General features: G+C 72.2%; 14 protein-coding genes. 10 read left to right on the forward strand and 4 right to left on the reverse strand.

Annotation, left to right across the window (positions count from 1 at the left end):
• Positions 1-264: a F0F1 ATP synthase subunit epsilon gene (locus AC1Q49_RS06620; protein WP_060958887.1), complete on the forward strand. Its 264-nt coding sequence runs from the start codon at positions 1-3 to the stop codon at positions 262-264.
• 88 nt (positions 265-352) lie between these two features.
• A complete protein-coding gene (locus AC1Q49_RS06625; RefSeq protein ID WP_061782494.1) occupies positions 353-1,105 on the forward strand; it encodes a YaaA family protein in 753 nt (250 codons plus the stop codon).
• A gap of 14 nt (positions 1,106-1,119) precedes the next feature.
• Here the strand turns inward: AC1Q49_RS06625 and AC1Q49_RS06630 are convergent, their stop codons facing one another.
• Positions 1,120-1,590 carry a DUF4282 domain-containing protein gene (locus tag AC1Q49_RS06630; protein WP_492491246.1) on the reverse strand — a complete coding sequence of 157 codons (471 nt, stop codon included), beginning with the start codon at positions 1,588-1,590 and terminating at the stop codon, positions 1,120-1,122.
• A 177-nt stretch (positions 1,591-1,767) separates the two neighbouring features.
• Between AC1Q49_RS06630 and AC1Q49_RS06635 the strand changes: the two genes are divergently transcribed.
• From AC1Q49_RS06635 to AC1Q49_RS06655, 5 genes are all read left to right on the forward strand, one after another.
• Entirely contained in the window at positions 1,768-2,451 is a 684-nt protein-coding gene (locus AC1Q49_RS06635; RefSeq protein WP_060958884.1) for a DUF5684 domain-containing protein, read from the forward strand.
• Positions 2,452-2,584: 133 nt separating this feature from the next.
• Positions 2,585-4,318, forward strand: coding sequence for an ABC transporter ATP-binding protein (locus tag AC1Q49_RS06640; protein ID WP_492491247.1), 1,734 nt, complete (start codon positions 2,585-2,587; stop codon positions 4,316-4,318).
• A 35-nt stretch (positions 4,319-4,353) separates the two neighbouring features.
• Positions 4,354-6,303, forward strand: a complete 1,950-nt coding sequence (locus AC1Q49_RS06645) for an ABC transporter ATP-binding protein (RefSeq protein WP_060958903.1) — start codon at positions 4,354-4,356, stop codon at positions 6,301-6,303.
• Positions 6,304-6,324: 21 nt separating this feature from the next.
• Positions 6,325-7,113, forward strand: a complete 789-nt coding sequence (locus tag AC1Q49_RS06650; protein WP_492491248.1) for a PP2C family protein-serine/threonine phosphatase — start codon at positions 6,325-6,327, stop codon at positions 7,111-7,113.
• A gap of 66 nt (positions 7,114-7,179) precedes the next feature.
• Positions 7,180-10,098, forward strand: a complete 2,919-nt coding sequence (locus tag AC1Q49_RS06655; protein ID WP_492491249.1) for an FtsK/SpoIIIE domain-containing protein — start codon at positions 7,180-7,182, stop codon at positions 10,096-10,098.
• Here the strand turns inward: AC1Q49_RS06655 and AC1Q49_RS06660 are convergent.
• Positions 9,979-11,004, reverse strand: a complete 1,026-nt coding sequence (locus AC1Q49_RS06660) for an asparaginase (RefSeq protein WP_061782492.1) — start codon at positions 11,002-11,004, stop codon at positions 9,979-9,981. The two genes, AC1Q49_RS06655 and AC1Q49_RS06660, sit on opposite strands and share 120 nt — an antisense overlap.
• A gap of 62 nt (positions 11,005-11,066) precedes the next feature.
• Between AC1Q49_RS06660 and AC1Q49_RS06665 the strand changes: the two genes are divergently transcribed.
• Positions 11,067-11,591 carry an OsmC family protein gene (locus tag AC1Q49_RS06665; protein ID WP_205283222.1) on the forward strand — a complete coding sequence of 175 codons (525 nt, stop codon included), beginning with the start codon at positions 11,067-11,069 and terminating at the stop codon, positions 11,589-11,591.
• On the opposite strand, the gene AC1Q49_RS06670 is transcribed toward AC1Q49_RS06665, so the two are convergent.
• Positions 11,560-12,393 carry a lysophospholipid acyltransferase family protein gene (locus AC1Q49_RS06670; RefSeq protein WP_101306620.1) on the reverse strand — a complete coding sequence of 278 codons (834 nt, stop codon included), beginning with the start codon at positions 12,391-12,393 and terminating at the stop codon, positions 11,560-11,562. The two genes, AC1Q49_RS06665 and AC1Q49_RS06670, sit on opposite strands and share 32 nt — an antisense overlap.
• Before the next feature lie 95 nt (positions 12,394-12,488).
• Here AC1Q49_RS06670 and AC1Q49_RS06675 point away from each other — a divergent pair, with 95 nt between their 5' ends.
• Positions 12,489-13,445 carry an FKBP-type peptidyl-prolyl cis-trans isomerase gene (locus AC1Q49_RS06675; RefSeq protein ID WP_492491250.1) on the forward strand — a complete coding sequence of 319 codons (957 nt, stop codon included), beginning with the start codon at positions 12,489-12,491 and terminating at the stop codon, positions 13,443-13,445.
• A gap of 29 nt (positions 13,446-13,474) precedes the next feature.
• Positions 13,475-14,557, forward strand: coding sequence for a 1-deoxy-D-xylulose-5-phosphate reductoisomerase (gene dxr, locus AC1Q49_RS06680; RefSeq protein ID WP_492491251.1), 1,083 nt, complete (start codon positions 13,475-13,477; stop codon positions 14,555-14,557).
• 156 nt (positions 14,558-14,713) lie between these two features.
• On the opposite strand, the gene pflA is transcribed toward dxr, so the two are convergent.
• Entirely contained in the window at positions 14,714-15,640 is a 927-nt protein-coding gene (gene pflA, locus AC1Q49_RS06685; protein WP_492491252.1) for a pyruvate formate-lyase-activating protein, read from the reverse strand.
• Positions 15,641-15,651 lie beyond the last annotated feature (11 nt).

The following is a 15,651-nucleotide window of genomic DNA, read 5'->3' on the forward strand; positions in this document are numbered from 1 at the left end:
ATGGCGCTGACCGTCACCCTCGTCTCCGCGGAGGAGGAGGTCTGGCACGGCGAGGCGAATCTCGTCGTCGCCAAGACCGTCGAGGGCGAGATCGGCTTCATGACCGGTCACGAGCCCGTGCTCGCGATCCTCGCCGAAGGTCAGGTGCGCATCACGCAGCCCGACGGGACGAAGGTCGTCGCCAGCGCGCAGGACGGATTCCTGTCGATGGAGGGCGACGAGCTCACCATCGTGGCCGGCCACGCCGCACTCGCGTCTCGCTGAAAACCTCGAGAAACCACTCCCCTGCCGACAAACCACCGCTCCGGTGGTTTGTCGGCAGGGGAGTGGTTTCTCACTGTTGGGAGGCGTGATGCTGATCCTGCTGCCGCCGTCGGAGACGAAGCGTCCCGGCGGACGGGCGTCCCGGCCGCTGGATGTCGGGTCGCTGGCCCTGCCCGCGTTGACCGACGCCCGCGAGGCCGTGATCGATGCGCTGATCGCCCTCAGCGCGGACGAGGAGGCGGCGGCCGCCGTGCTCAGACTCTCCGCGCGCCAGCGCGGCGACATCGCCGACAATGCCGCACTGCGCCGCGCGCCGACGATGCCGGCGATCGATCGCTACACGGGCGTCCTCTTCGACGCCCTGGATGCCGCGACGCTGGAGCCCGCGGCGCGCCGCTGGCTCGGCGCGCACGTCCTCATCCACTCCGCGCCGTTCGGCCCGGTCGCCGCGCTCGACGCGATCCCCGCCTACCGTCTCGCCGCGGGCACCGCGCTCCCCGGCATCCCGCCGCTGCGTCGCCACTGGGCCGGCGCCGTGTCGTCCGCGCTGGCGGCCGAGGCTCCCGCGTTCGTCCTCGACCTGCGCTCGGAGGCCTACGCGGCTCTGGGGCCGGTCCCGTCCGGACTCCGCTGCGCCTACCTGCGGGTCGTGACCGTCGGCGACGACGGGACCGCTCGGGCCCTCAACCACTTCAACAAGGCCGGCAAGGGCGCCCTCGTCCGCGCCCTCGCCCGGACCCGGCCGCGCATCTCCACGATCGACGCGCTGCTGCGCTGGGCGACGGCGAACGACGTCGTCCTGCGCGAGGGTGCGGCGGGCGAGATCGAGCTCGTCGTCTGACCTCCCTCGTGGCGTCAGTCGCGTGAGGTGTTCGCGGCCGTGCGCTCGGTGTTCTCGGCGATCGCGACCAGCGCGACGCCGGCCTCGATGACGAACCGCAGCACGACGACCGCGAGGAACGCGAGCACGGGGACCACGATGAGCGTCGAGAGGATCAGGGCGATGCCGCCGCCCGGGTTCCACCACAGCGAGCCGATTCCCGAGATGATCCCGCCGAGGAAGCTCGCGATGAAGGCGATGCCGATGGCGACCAGCCCCACGAGGTAGAAGACGCTCGCGAGACGGCGGGTGATGAACCGCGTGAACGACAGGTCGAACAGGGCGGAGAGGAAGCCGCGGCCGATGTCGTCGAGATCGCCCACGAGCCGGGGCACCCCCGTGTCGTCGACGCCGGCGATCCCCTCGGCGCGGGGCATCTCGCGGGCGGCCTCCTCTGCGGGTCGCTCGGGCAGGGGCGGCGGTGTGGGTGCGGACGGATCGGTCATGGCGTCTTCCTCCGGATGGCGGTGGGCGGGATGGGGACAGGCTATCGATCGGCGCGACCGCCCCGGGAAGACCCACCGCAACAGACGTCGCGCTCGTCGGGGCACTACCAATACGATGTGAGCCGAGCGGGCCAGGGTGGTCGTGCTCGACGGCGAGACTCGCCGGGGGAGGTTTTCATGGATGACTACTCGGGAGGCAGCGCGGCTGCGGCTGCGGCTGCCCTGATCGCGCTCGCATTCTTCATCTTCATCTTCGCGGTGATCGGCTACGTGATCAGCGCTTTCTTCTTGATGAAGATCTTCGACAAGGCCGGTGTCCAGGGCAAGTGGCGCGCCTGGGTCCCGATCTACAACTTCATGGTGTTCGCCAAGCTCGGCGACGTCAGCCCGTGGGTGATGCTCGGGGCCATCCTGGCGTCGGGCCTGCTGAGCCAGATCCCCGTCCTCGGATGGATCATCGCCCTGCTCCCCATCGTCGTCGGGGCGCTGGCCGCGTGGCGCGTCGGCCTCAAGCTCCAGAAGGAGACCCCCTGGGTCATCCTCTACGTGCTCCTCGGCATCGTCTGGCTCGGCATCCTCGCGTTCGACAAGTCGCGCTGGAACCCGAGCGTCGCACCGGCACCGTGGGCCGCGAACGGCTTCCTCGCCGACCGCACCGTGTGGCAGGGCGTTCCCGTCCAGGCCACCGGCGCAGCTCCGGCCGGGTACCAGCCGCCGGCCTACCAGCCGCCGGCACCGCCCGCGGGATACCAGCCGCCGGCGCCGCCCACGTACCAGCCGCCCGCGGCCACGCAGCCGCCCGCGGCGCCCGAGCCTCCGACGACGGAGCCCCCCGCGGCTCCGGAGCCGCCGCGCTCCTGATCGCACCTTCTCACCTCGACCGCCCGGGTTCGCTCACAGCGCACCCGGGCGGTTGAGCGTGGGCGGCGCGCGGGCGTAGCGTCGTCTCGCGCTCATCTCACGCTCATCTCGTGGGGCGCGGGAAGGTGGTGCCGTGCTCGGCAGGATCCTGGTGCGCTACATCGCACCGTCATGGCCGCTGCTCGTGCTGGTCGTCGTCTTCCAGCTCGGCCAGTCGGTCGCCTCGCTGCTGCTGCCCACGCTCAACGCCGACATCATCGACAAAGGTGTCATCACCGGCGACATCGGCTACATCTGGCAGACCGGCGGCGTCATGCTCGGCGTGAGCCTGGTGCAGATCGTGTGCTCGCTCATCGCCGTGTACTTCGGGTCGCGGCTCGCGATGGGACTCGGCCGGGCGCTGCGCGCGGACCTGTTCCATCGCGTGGTGGCCTTCTCGCAGCGGGAGGTGGGTCAGTTCGGCGCGCCGTCGCTGATCACCCGCAACACCAACGACGTGCAGCAGGTGCAGATGCTCGTGCAGATGTCGGCGACGGTCATGGTGGCCGCTCCCATGCTGGCGATCGGCGGCATCGTCATGGCGGTGCGACAGGATGCCGGGCTGTCCTGGCTCGTCGCGGTGTCGGTCCCCGTGCTCCTGGTGATCGTGTCGCTCATCGTGGTGCGGATGGTGCCGGCCTTCACCAAGATGCAGGCCCGCATCGACCGGATCAACCAGATCATGCGCGAGCAGCTCACCGGCATCCGCGTGGTCCGCGCCTTCGTGCGCGAGGACGAGGAGCGCGCCCGGTTCACCCGCGCGAGCGAGGACGTCATGGAGACGGCGCTTCGCGCCGGCAACCTGATGGCGCTGATGTTCCCCGCGGTCATGCTCGTGATGAACCTCTCCTCCGTCGCCATCATCTGGTTCGGCGCCGCGGAGGTGCAGGACAACGGCGTGCAGATCGGCACGCTCTTCGCGTTCCTGAGCTACATGATGCAGATCCTCATGGGCGTCATGATGGCGACCTTCATGTTCGTGATGATCCCGCGCGCGGCGGTGTGCGCCGACCGCATCGGCGCCGTGCTGGACACCGAGCCCTCGGTCCGCGCCCCGCAGACGCCGGTGCCGGCCGCGCACGGCGGCGGTCGGGTCGTGTTCGACGACGTGGAGTTCACCTACCCCGGTGCCGAGGCGCCGGTGCTGCAGGGCATCAGCTTCCAGGCCGAACCGGGCACCACCACCGCGATCATCGGCTCGACCGGGTCGGGCAAGTCCACGCTCGTCGGGCTCATCGCGCGCCTCTTCGACGTGACCGGGGGCAGTCTCACGGTCGACGGGGTGGACGTGCGCACGATGGATCCGGATGATCTCTGGGAGCGGGTGGGGCTGGTGCCGCAGCGGGCGTTCCTGTTCGCGGGCACCGTCGCCTCCAACCTCCGCTACGGCGACGAGGACGCCACCGACGACCAGCTGTGGCGGGCGCTGGAGCTCGCCCAGGCGAAGGACTTCGTGACGGCGCTCCCGGGAGGACTCGAGGCCCAGATCGCGCAGGGCGGCACGAACGTCTCCGGCGGCCAACGTCAACGCCTCGCGATCGCCCGTGCGCTCGCCAAGCAGCCGGAGATCTACATCTTCGACGACTCGTTCTCGGCGCTCGACCTGCAGACCGACGCGGCGCTGCGCCGAGCACTGGACATGCATCTGCCCGGGGCCACGCGCATCGTCGTCGCCCAGCGTGTCTCGACGATCCAGAGCGCCGACCAGATCATCGTCCTCGACCACGGTCGCATGGTCGGCATCGGCGCGCACGAGGAGCTCCTGGAGACCAGCGAGACCTACCGCGAGATCGTCGAGTCGCAGCTCGCCGCGCAGGAGGCATCGTGAGCGGCCCGGGGCCCCGCGGCCCGCGCGGCGGCCCGATGGCCGGGGGCGCGCCGGTGCAGAAGGCGCAGAACTTCGGCCCGAGCGCGCGTCGCCTGCTCGCCACCCTGCGCGTGGACAACGCGAAGCTCGTGGTCGTCCTGATCCTGGGTGTGCTGTCGGTGGGGCTGTCGGTGCTCGGACCGAAGATCCTCGGCGAGGGCACGAACGTCGTGTTCGCCGGATTCATCTCGATGCAGGTGCCGGCCGGGGCGACCAAGCAGCAGGTCATCGACCAGCTCGTCGCCAGCGGCAATCAGCAGCAGGCCGACATGCTCTCCGCGATGGACTTCACGCCCGGCGCCGGCATCGACATGGGCCGGCTCGGCACCATCCTGCTCGCCGTCCTCGCGATCTACGTGTTCGCGGCGGTCTTCAACTGGCTCCAGGCCCGTCTGCTCAACGGCATCGTCCAGCGCGCGATGCACCGGCTGCGTGTCCGCGTGGAGGAGAAGATCCACCGCCTGCCCCTGTCGTACTTCGACGGCGTGCAGCGCGGAGAGCTCCTCAGTCGCGTGACGAACGACGTCGACAACATCGGCCAGACGATGCAGCAGACGCTGTCGCAGGTCATCATGTCGCTGCTCACCGTGGTGGGCGTGCTGGTGATGATGTTCGTGATCTCGCCGCTGCTCGCCGTCATCGCGCTCGTCACGATCCCGCTGACCGTCCTGGTCACCGTGCTGGTGGCCCGCCGTTCGCAGAAGCTCTTCGTGGCCCAATGGAAGGCCACCGGCATCCTGAACGCACGCGTCGAGGAGACCTTCTCGGGCCACGCCGTCGTGAAGGTCTTCGGGCACCAGCGGGCGGTGGAGCAGGACTTCGCGGTCGAGAACGAGGAGGTGTACCGCGCGAGCTTCGGCGCGCAGTTCCTCTCCGGCGTGATCATGCCCGCGATGATGTTCATCGGCAACCTCGTCTACGTCGGCATCGCCGTCGTCGGCGGTCTCCAGGTGGCCGCGGGACTGCTCTCGATCGGCGATGTGCAGGCCTTCATCCAGTACTCGCGCCAGTTCACCCAGCCGCTCAGCCAGCTGGGGTCGATGGCGAACCTGCTGCAGTCCGGCGTCGCCAGCGCCGAGCGCGTGTTCGAGCTGCTGGACGAGCCCGAGCAGGAGCCCGATCCCGATCCGGCGGCGACCGCGCCCGCCGACGCCGCTCACCTCGAGTTCGACGACGTGAGCTTCCGCTACGTGGCCGACAAGCCGCTCATCGACGGGCTGACCCTCGAGGCGCAGCCGGGCAGCACCGTCGCGATCGTCGGGCCCACGGGTGCGGGCAAGACCACGCTCGTGAACCTCATCATGCGTTTCTACGACGTGGATGCCGGGGCGATCGCGCTCGACGGGGTCGACACCCGGCGGATGACCCGCGACGACCTGCGGGCACGCACCGGCATGGTGCTCCAGGACACGTGGCTGTTCTCGGGCACCATCCGCGAGAACATCGCGTACGGGCGTCCGGAGGCGTCGGAGGAGGAGATCGTCGCGGCGGCCACGGCCGCCTACGTCGACCGGTTCGTGCACGCCCTGCCGGAGGGCTACGACACGGTGCTGGACGACGAGGCGACGAATCTGTCGGTCGGTGAGCGCCAGCTCATCACGATCGCCCGCGCCTTCCTCGCCGATCCCCGCATCCTCATCCTCGACGAGGCGACCAGCTCGGTCGACACCCGCACCGAGCTGCTCATCCAGCGGGCGATGTCGCGCCTTCGCACCGACCGGACCGCGTTCGTGATCGCGCATCGGCTCTCGACCATCCGCGACGCGGACCTGATCCTCGTGATGGAGGAGGGCTCGATCGTCGAGCAGGGCACCCACGAGCAGCTGCTCGCCGCGCGCGGTGCGTACCGCCGGCTCTACGACGCGCAGTTCGAGGCGCCCGTCGACGACGAGGGGATCGCCGACCTTCCGCCGAGCGGTGCGCCTGTCGGCGGGGTGCGGGGCTGAGGCGTCCACTAGAGTGGGACCGTGCCCGAAGCCGCGACCCATTCGCGCACCATCCCTCTCGCGGACGGTGTGCTCGAACTGCAGTGGTCGGAACTGACCCACCGCGGTCGGCGGCGCGAGGTCAATCAGGATGCGGTCCTCGCCGAGTATCCGCTCTTCGTCGTCGCCGACGGCATGGGCGGGCACATCGGTGGGGAGATCGCCAGCAGCAGCGCGGTCGCGCGCCTGGAGACGATCGCCGCCAAGGGTGAGGTGACCCCCAAGAGCATCGAGAAGGCGCTCGCACGGGCCGTCGCCGACATCGCCTCGCACCCCGATGCGACCGACGACGGGACGGGTACGACCGTCACCGGCGTGTACCTCGACACCTCGACGCCCGAGCCGACCTGGGTCACCCTCAACATCGGCGACTCCCGGGTCTACCTCTTCCGTGACGGCGGCCTCGCCCAGGTGACGACGGACCACTCCGTCGTGCAGGAGCTCATCGCCGCGGGACGGCTGAGCCCGGAGGAGGCGGAGAACCACCCCTACGGCAATGTGATCACCCGCGCCGTGGGCCCCTCCGACGGCGTCGCGCCCGACTACGTTCGCCTCGAGGTCATCGACGGCGACCGCTTCGTCATCTGCAGCGACGGGCTCACCAAGGAACTCACGGACTACGGCATCCTGCACTTCCTCCTGCAGCACGACGACCCGAGTGCGGCGGCCGACGACATGCTCGAGGCGGCGCTGGAGAACGGCGGCCGCGACAACATCTCGATCATCGTCCTCGACGTCCACCGCACCGGTTCCTCCCCGGCAGCCGACTGACGCCTTCCCTCCACCGATCGTCCGTATCCGCGGTCGGCGCTGTCCACGGGCCGGTTGACTGCCGGCATGAGCGATGTCGCCGCCCGTGAGCACGATCTCCTCCGCCTGCCGTCGGTGCCGCCTCCGCCGGTGCGCGCACCGGTGCCCGTGCTGGCGGCGATCGTCCCGGTCGTCGGCGCACTCGTGCTGTGGCGGGTGACGGGATCGACGTACGCCCTGTGGTTCGCGGCGCTCGGACCGCTGCTGGCCGTCGCCTCCTTCGGTGACGGGCTGCGCGCCGCGCGCCGCGCGCGACACGCGGCCCGTCGCGCCGCACGCGGCGAGCTGACCCGCCTGGGCCGCGAGGTCGAGACGCGCCATGCCGAGGAACGTGCGCGCGCGTGGGGCCGCACTCCCGACGTCGCGGCGCTGTGCGGCGACGACGCCGAGATCTGGCGGGCGGTCCCCGGCCGCGAGAGCTGCCTCGTGGTCGGGCGCGGAGCCGGTGTCAGCGGTCTGCGCATCGAGGGCGACGCCGCCGACGAGGCGGCGCGTGCGCTGCGCCGTCGCGCCCGCGAGATCGAGGACGTGCCCGTGACGATCCCGCTGGACGCGGGCATCGCCGTGCGCGGGCCGGCCGTGCTCGCGGCATCCGTGGCCCGGGCGCTGCTGCTGCAGGTGTGCCTGGTCCACCCTCCCGGTCGAGTGCGGGTCGCCGACCCCGCGGCGCTGAGCACGGTCCTCGCGGTCGCCGGCGAGCTGCCCCACGCCCACGCGACGGCGGGGGCGGCCGTCGTGGTGACGGATGCCGCCGCGCGCGTTCCCGCCGGCGCCGACATCCCCATCGTCGTCATCGGTGAAGACGATCCCGTGCCGCCGCGGTGCGCGGCGGTGCTCACGCTCGCCGGGGGAGACCGGGGGCGGCTGGATCACGACGGGAGCACCCGCTCGGTGCAGGTCGAGGCCGTCTCGGCCGCCCAGGCCGCCGAGATCGCGTCGGCGCTCGCGGCGCGGGCGCACGGCCTCGGACACCGCACGGACGAGGCGACCACCGTCGACGACCTCGCCGTCGACGAGCCCCGTCCGGGCAGCTTGCGCTGTCCGCTGGGAGTGAGCGCGGGCGAGGTCGTCTCCCTCGATCTGGTGACCGACGGTCCGCATGCCGTCGTGATCGGCACGACCGGCAGCGGCAAGAGCGAGCTGCTGTGCACGTGGGCAGCCGGCATGTGCCGGGGCCGTGATGCCACCGAGGTGGCCCTGCTCCTCGTGGACTTCAAGGGAGGGCGCGCATTCGACGCGCTCGCGGCCCTCCCGCACGTGACGGGCGTGCTGACGGATCTCGACGAGCAGGCCGCGGTGCGGGCGGTGGAGAGCCTTCGTGCCGAGATACGGCATCGGGAGCGGACGCTCGCCGCGCACGCGGTGAAGGACATCGACGAGGCGGCCGGTGCCCTCGCGCGCCTCGTCATCGTCGTCGACGAGTACGCGGCCCTCGTCAACGCCCATCCCGAGCTGCACGAGCTCTTCGCCGATGTGGCGGCGCGCGGGCGGGCGCTCGGGATGCATCTCGTGCTCGCGTCGCAGCGGGCGACCGGCGCCTTCCGCGACGCCGTCCTGGCCAACGCGCCGCTGCGGATCGCGCTGCGCACCACCGACGCGGCCGACTCCCGCCTCGTGCTCGGCACCGACGACGCGGTGCGGCTGTCGGGGCGCCCGGAGGGGCGGGGGATCGCGCTGATCCGCGGCGCGGCGGACGATGAGCCGCGGCGCCTGCGCGTCGCCCGATGCACCGCGCGCGCCCTGGAGGCGATCCGGCTCGCGGCGGGAGCGCAGCGTGCGCGGGCGCCCTGGCTTCCGCCGCTCGCGGCATCCGTGTCTCTCGAACGGGTCGCCCGCCCGGGACGGATCGTCTTGGGGCTCGCGGACGAGCCGGACCGGCAGCGTCAGGAGGCGGTGGTCCTCCCCGAGGATGCCGCGGGTCTCGCCGTCGTCGGGGCCGCCGCGAGCGGGCGCACGGGAGTGCTCCAGACGGTCGCGCGCCAGCTTCGCGTCGCTCCGCTGTGGGTTCCTGCGGACGCGGAGGGCGCGTGGGACGCGGTCGACGCTCTGCTGCGCACCGCGACCGGCGGCGCCGTGTTGATCGACGACCTCGACGCCCTCGTCGGCCGGTTCTCCGCGGAGTACGCCGTCGAGTTCGTCGCCCGTCTGGAGCGCATCGTCCGTGACGCGCGCCGGGCGGACCGGCTCGTCGTCGTCTCCGCGGCCCGGATCTCCGGCCCCTCGGCGCGCATCATCGAGCTCCTCCCGCATCGCGCGCTGCTGTCGCTCGCGACGCGCGCCGACCACATCGCCGCCGGCGGCGACTCCGCCCACTTCCTCCCCGATCAGCCGGTGGGGCGCGGACGCTGGGGGAGGCTCCTCGTCCAGTTCGCCCACACCGACGCGCCCGTGATGCCCGTGCCGAGCCCCGCGCCGCCCGTGTGGTCACCGGCGGGCGCCGTCGGCGGTGTCACCGCCGTCGTGGCGGGTCCGGGCGCCGACCCGCGCGGCCTCGCCGCGGCCTGCGCCGCCCGCGGAGCGCGTCTGCTGACCGTCGCGGAGGCGGCCGCATCCGACCTGATCGACCCGGCGGCGGCGCCGCCGGGTGCCCCGCGCGAGACCCTGGTCGTCCACGGCGCCGCCGACGAGTGGCTCGCGCAATGGCGTCTGCTGGCGCGCGTCAGGTCGGCGCACGAGCTGCTGATCGGCGCGGAATGCCTCCCCGAGTTCCGCGCCGTGACGGGTCGGCGAGAGCTGCCGCCGTTCGCCGCGTCCGCAGCCGGGCGCGCGTGGCGGGTCGTTCCCGGACGGGAGTGCGTGCGGGTCCGCCTGCCGCCGGGGCGCCGATCAGACGGTCGGGCGGATGCGTCCCACCTCGCGGCCCCCGCCGGTGATCTCGAGGGGGAGCTGCGCCATCGTGGCGGCGGCGTCCTCCGCGGTCAGGGCGCCGACGCGGGCGAGCAGTGACAGGGCCACCGCGGTCGCCACCCGACCGCTGCCGTCGAGGGTCTTGAGCGCGACGGTCGTGCCGTCGGGAGCCGTCATGATCATGACACCCTCGGCGCCGCCCTTGGCGAACACTCCGAGGCGCTCGATCGCGATCGTGTCGGGCCGTCCCGGGCCGTCGATCGCCCACGGGTTCTCCCGCACTGCGCGCACGAGCGCGCCGGCCTGGCGATGCAGCGCGAACGGCGATCGCTCCGACGCCGTGCCGATCCGGTGCGCCGCGCGCGCCAGGGCGGTCAGGCTCATGGCGTACACCGGCGCCCCGCACCCGTCGATGGCCATGGTCGACACCTTCGTGCCCGTCAGGCGCTCGATCACCTCACGGATGTGCACCTGAAGCGGATGCTGCGGGTCGAGGTAGCTGCCCGGGTCCCACCCGTTCGCGGTGCAGGCCAGCAGCATCGTCGCGTGCTTGCCCGAGCAGTTCATCCGCACCCGTTCGGGCTGGCCGAGCTCGCGCACGAGCTCGTCGCGCGTCGCGGTGTCGCCGGGCCATGCCGGAGGGCACTGCAGGCTGTCCTCGCCGAGGCCGGCCCGTCCCAGGATCTCCCGGACCACCGCGGCGTGCCGGTCGGTGCCGCTGTGGCTCGCCGTCGAAAGCGCGAGCTGCTCGCCCTCCAGCGTCACGCCCGCCGTCAGGCAGCCCAGGGCCTGCAGCGGCTTCATGCTCGAGCGCGGCAGGATGGGCGCCTCGACGTCGCCGAGGCTCAGCCGGACGACGCCTTCCGCGTCGAGCACGATCGCCGCGCCCGCATGCCGCGACTCGACGAAGCCGCTGCGCTCGACGACGGCGAGCTCGACGGCGTCGCCGACCGCGATGGTTCCGTTGCGCGCGGACGATCGGGCGGAGGCGTGAGGATCTGACACGCAGAAGAGCCTACTTCCCTGCGCGCGTCGGCCGCGGCGGTCGCGGATGGCAGACTGGCCGCATGAACGGTGAGCATCGCTACGCGCTGCACAGCAGGTGGACCGGCAACCGGGGCACCGGCACGAGCGGATACCGGGACTACGACCGCTCGGTCACGATCTCGGTCGACGGCAAACCCGCCCTCGACGCCTCGAGCGACCGGCCGTTCCGCGGCGACCCGGCGAAGTGGAACCCCGAGGACCTGCTGCTGGCGGCGCTGTCCGAATGCCATTTGCTGTCGTACCTGCACGCGTGCGTCCAGGCCGGCGTCGTCGTCGTGTCCTACGAAGACAGCGCCACCGGCCTGATGACGGAGGACGGCCGCGGCGGGGGGTCGTTCACCGAGGTGACCCTGCACCCCCGGGTCGAGGTGGCCGCGGCATCCATGGTCGCCGCCGCCGAGGCGGCCCACGCGCAGGCGCGCGAGTGGTGCTTCATCGCGAACTCCGTCAACTTCCCCGTGCGGCACGAGGCCGTGGTCGTCGTCGCGGGTGTCAGCGACGCTCGCGCGGGTGTCAGCGACGCTCGTGGGGCAGGACCTGCTTGAGCCGCTCGACGGGATTCGACGCGGGAGCCTCGTTGTAGGCACCCGCCAGCTCCTGGCCGGAGAGGGCGTGGATGGCCGCCATGATCTCGTCGGTGGCCTGCCGTCGGGCGCGGCCCGAGTCGGCCGAGCCGTGGTGCGACAGATCGAGCGGCTCGCCGAAGCGCACGGTCACCCGCGGCCGCAGACGCGGGAACTTCGCGCCGACCGGCATGATCTCGTTGGTGCCGACGAGGCCGACGGGGATGACGGGCGCTCCGGTCTGCAGGGCGAGGAAGGCGACGCCCGTGCGGCCCTTGTAGAGGCGTCCGTCCAGCGAGCGGGTGCCCTCCGGGTACAGCGCGGTCGACCAGCCCTCCTCGAGCATGCGGCGCTGCTGATCCAGGGCGTCCAGGGCGGCCTGTCCCGCGCCGCGCTGGACGGGGAACGCGCCGACGGCGTAGAAGAACTGCCGCGAGAACCATCCCTTGATCCCGGTGCCGTCGAAGTAGCTCGACTTCGCGAGGAACCGCACCGGGCGCGGGGCGGCCATCGGGATGACGAAGGAATCGATGAACGACAGGTGGTTGCTCGCGATGATGACCGCGCCCTTGCGGGGGAAGTTCTTGCGGCCCTCGATGCGCGGCCGGTACACGAGGCGGGCGAGCGGCGCCACGACCCAGCGGCCGATGACGTAGGTCGGGCCGATGCCGGTCACGTCGTGGGGGCCCGTCTCGGGCGGCGCCTGTTCGCCGGCGGCGTCGGGGGCGGGCTCGGCGGATGTCACCAGATGAGGGTACTCCCGATCGCATGCCCGATCACGCATGCCCCGCCAGGGGCTCGCCGACGATCTCCCAGCGCGCACAGAACAAAGTGCGAGAGGATGGGCGGGTCCCGTCTCCCATCTGTGAGGTCCTCATCGTGCGCCTGCGCCCGCTCGCCGCTCTGTCCATCGCCGCCGTCTCCGCCGTCCTTCTCGTGGGATGCTCCGGTTCGGGCGGCGACGCCGCCACGCAGAGCCCCAGCGCCGACGCTGCGGCCGACCTCTGCTCGGCCCAGGTCGCCGCCGGCACCGCGGTCGACGCGGTCATCGTCAGCGGAGACGCGGGTACGTCTCCGACGCTGTCCTTCACCGCCCCGCTGCAGATCGACAAGCTCGAGGCGAAGACCATCGACAAGGGCACCGGGACCCCCGTCGCCGCGGGCGACTTCATCTCCTACGCGATGACCGCCTACGACGCCGAGACCGGCGAGAAGATGGGCGACATCGGCTACCAGGCCGGTCAGCTGCTGCCCGCCCAGATCTCCGCGTCGAGCCCGCTCGGCCAGGTGCTCGGCTGCGGCGCGCCGGGCGAGCGCGTCGTCGCGACCTTCCCGGCCAGCGAGCAGGGCGCGGCACAGGTCTACGTCGTCGATCTGCTCTCGGTGGTGCCGAGCGCCGCGTGGGGGGCCTCCCAGGAGCCCGTCGCGGGCATGCCCACCGTCGCGCTGGCCGACAACGGCGCCCCCACGATCACGCTGCCGGGCGGGAACCCGCCGGCCGAGACGCAGATCGCGACCCTCAAGAAGGGCGACGGCGCGACCGTGCAGAGCGGCGACCAGGTGCTGGTGCAGTACACCGGCGTGCGCTGGTCGAACGGCGAGACCTTCGACTCCACCTGGGACAAGGGCGGTGTCCCCACGAGCTTCAGCACGACGGGGGTCGTCGAGGGCTTCCGCAAGGCGCTCGAGGGTCAGACCGTCGGCTCGCAGGTGCTGGTCGTGATGACCCCCGCCGACGGGTACGGCGAGGGCGAGATCAACACGACCGACCTGAAGGGCGAGACGCTCGTGTTCGTCGTCGACATCCTCGGCGCGCAGACCTCGCAGAACCAGTAGCCCCGATCGGTCGCCGGTAGGCTGACGGGATGCGCCGCATCCTGATTCTCGGCTCCACCGGCTCGATCGGCACGCAGGCGCTGGACGTGATCCGCGGACGCCGCGACAGGTTCGAGGTCGTCGGGCTCGCGGCCGGCAGCAGCGCCGACGCGCTCGCCGCGCAGGCGGCGGAGTTCGGTGTGGAGCACACCGCGCTCGGCGCGGTCGAGGCCGAGCAGCTCGTCCGCGAGGTGGATGCCGATGTCGTGCTCAACGGCATCACCGGATCCGTCGGGCTGGGTCCCACTCTCGCGGCGCTGGAGTGCGGGCGCACGCTCGCGCTCGCCAACAAGGAGTCCCTCATCGTCGGCGGCGAGCTCGTCACCGCGCGGGCGGCTCCCGGGCAGATCGTCCCGGTCGACTCGGAGCACTCGGCGATCGCGCAGGCGTTGCGCGCCGGCGCGGCGGACGAGGTGCGCCGGCTCGTGCTGACCGCCTCGGGTGGTCCGTTCCGCGGTCGCAGCCGCGCCGACCTCGCCGACGTCACCCCGGCGCAGGCGCTGGCGCATCCCACCTGGGACATGGGCCGCGTCGTGACGACGAACTCCGCGACGCTGGTCAACAAGGGCCTGGAGGTCATCGAGGCGCACCTGCTGTTCGGCATCGACTACGACGCCATCGACGTCGTCGTGCATCCGCAGTCGATCGTCCACTCGATGGTCGAGTTCGTGGACGGATCGACGATCGCGCAGGCGTCTCCGCCCGACATGCGCCTGCCGATCTCGCTCGGCCTGGACTGGCCGCACCGGGTCGGCGGCGTCGGCGTGCCGCTGGACTGGACGCGTGCCGGCTCGTGGACGTTCGAACCGCTCGACGAGGACGCGTTCCCCGCCGTCGCGCTCGCCAAGAGCGTCGGCCGCGCCGGTGCGACGTATCCGGCCGTGTTCAACGCGGCCAACGAGCAGGCCGTCGACGCGTTCCACGAGGGGCGGCTCTCGTTTCCCGGCATCCTCGACACCGTGCGACGGACCGTGGAGGCGCACGAGGCGCCGTCGATGCTGTCGCGCGACGCCCTGACGGAGGCGGAGGCGTGGGCGCGCAGGAGCGCCGACCGGATCATCGCCTCCGCGTGAGGTCGCCGCCCCGGCCGTGCGCCCGGGCGGAGAAGAGGACCGGACCGCCCACAGGGGATGGGGGAGAGCGGTCCGGTCCGGGGCCCGGTCGTCGATGACCCGGCCGCGCGGCCGCGGAGGGGAAGCAGCGGTCCGCGTTCGCGAGAGGAGCCGACGTCAGTAGGTCACCAGGCCGTGCGCGCGGAACTGCGCGCGCACCCGTTCCACGAGGGCGACGGAGGGCGGCTCGGTGTCGGCGAGACGGTACTCGCGGCCGAGGGCGTCCCACTTGTCGCGGCCCATCTGGTGGAACGGCAGCACTTCGACGCGCGTCACGGCGCCGGGTCGGATCTCGTTGAGGGATGCCGCGTAGGCCGCGACCGCCTCGATGCCCTCGACGTCGTCCGTCAGGCCCGGCACGAGGACGTACCGGATCCAGATCTCGGGGCCCTCGGCGCGGGTGGCCAGGCGCCGACCGAAGGCGAGGGTCGGTTCGAGATCGCGACCGGTGATCTCCCGGTAGGCCTGCGGGTCGCCGCTCTTCACGTCGAGCAGGACGAGATCGACGTCGTCCAGCATCGCGTCCGACGCCGCCGCGCCGAGGTAGCCGGAGGTGTCGATCGCCGTGTGGATGCCGCGCTCCTTCGCGCCACGGAGGATCCGTGCGGCGAAGGCGGGCTGCATGAGCACCTCTCCGCCGGAGAGGGTGATGCCGCCGCCGGTGGCGCGGAAGACCGCGGTGTACCGGGAGATGCGGGCCAGCAGCTCATCGCTCGTGACGGGCTGGCCGTCCTTCATCGCGAGCGTGTCGGGGTTGTGGCAGTACAGGCACTGCAGCGGGCATCCGCTGAGGAACGTGGTCAGTCTCGTCCCTGGTCCGTCGACCGCCGTGACCAGCTCCCACGAGTGCACGGAGCCGAGGCGGCCCTCGCGCATCGCCGTGAGGCGTTCGTGACGGTCGACGTCGGAGACCTCGAGTCCGTCGACGCCGGCGCCCGTGCGCCGATGGGCGGGCGCCTGGAGGGGGACCTCCAGGCGCACCGCGTCGTCGGGGAGGGAAGCCGGTACCGTGTTGCACGGGTGGCGGAGCATCGCCCTGGCCATGGTCCTCAGCT

Source organism: Microbacterium sp. MPR-TSA4 (genome assembly GCF_058792815.1).

Coding starts and splice junctions, on each gene's coding strand:
- AC1Q49_RS06665 (WP_205283222.1), top strand. CDS start 11,067: ATGAACGGTGAGCATCGCTACGCGCTGCACAGCAGGTGGACCGGCAAC.
- AC1Q49_RS06645 (WP_060958903.1), top strand. CDS start 4,354: ATGGCCGGGGGCGCGCCGGTGCAGAAGGCGCAGAACTTCGGCCCGAGC.
- AC1Q49_RS06620 (WP_060958887.1), top strand. CDS start 1: ATGGCGCTGACCGTCACCCTCGTCTCCGCGGAGGAGGAGGTCTGGCAC.
- AC1Q49_RS06630 (WP_492491246.1), bottom strand. CDS start 1,590: ATGACCGATCCGTCCGCACCCACACCGCCGCCCCTGCCCGAGCGACCC.
- AC1Q49_RS06635 (WP_060958884.1), top strand. CDS start 1,768: ATGGATGACTACTCGGGAGGCAGCGCGGCTGCGGCTGCGGCTGCCCTG.
- AC1Q49_RS06655 (WP_492491249.1), top strand. CDS start 7,180: ATGAGCGATGTCGCCGCCCGTGAGCACGATCTCCTCCGCCTGCCGTCG.
- pflA (WP_492491252.1), bottom strand. CDS start 15,640: ATGGCCAGGGCGATGCTCCGCCACCCGTGCAACACGGTACCGGCTTCC.
- AC1Q49_RS06670 (WP_101306620.1), bottom strand. CDS start 12,393: ATGCGTGATCGGGCATGCGATCGGGAGTACCCTCATCTGGTGACATCC.
- dxr (WP_492491251.1), top strand. CDS start 13,475: ATGCGCCGCATCCTGATTCTCGGCTCCACCGGCTCGATCGGCACGCAG.
- AC1Q49_RS06625 (WP_061782494.1), top strand. CDS start 353: ATGCTGATCCTGCTGCCGCCGTCGGAGACGAAGCGTCCCGGCGGACGG.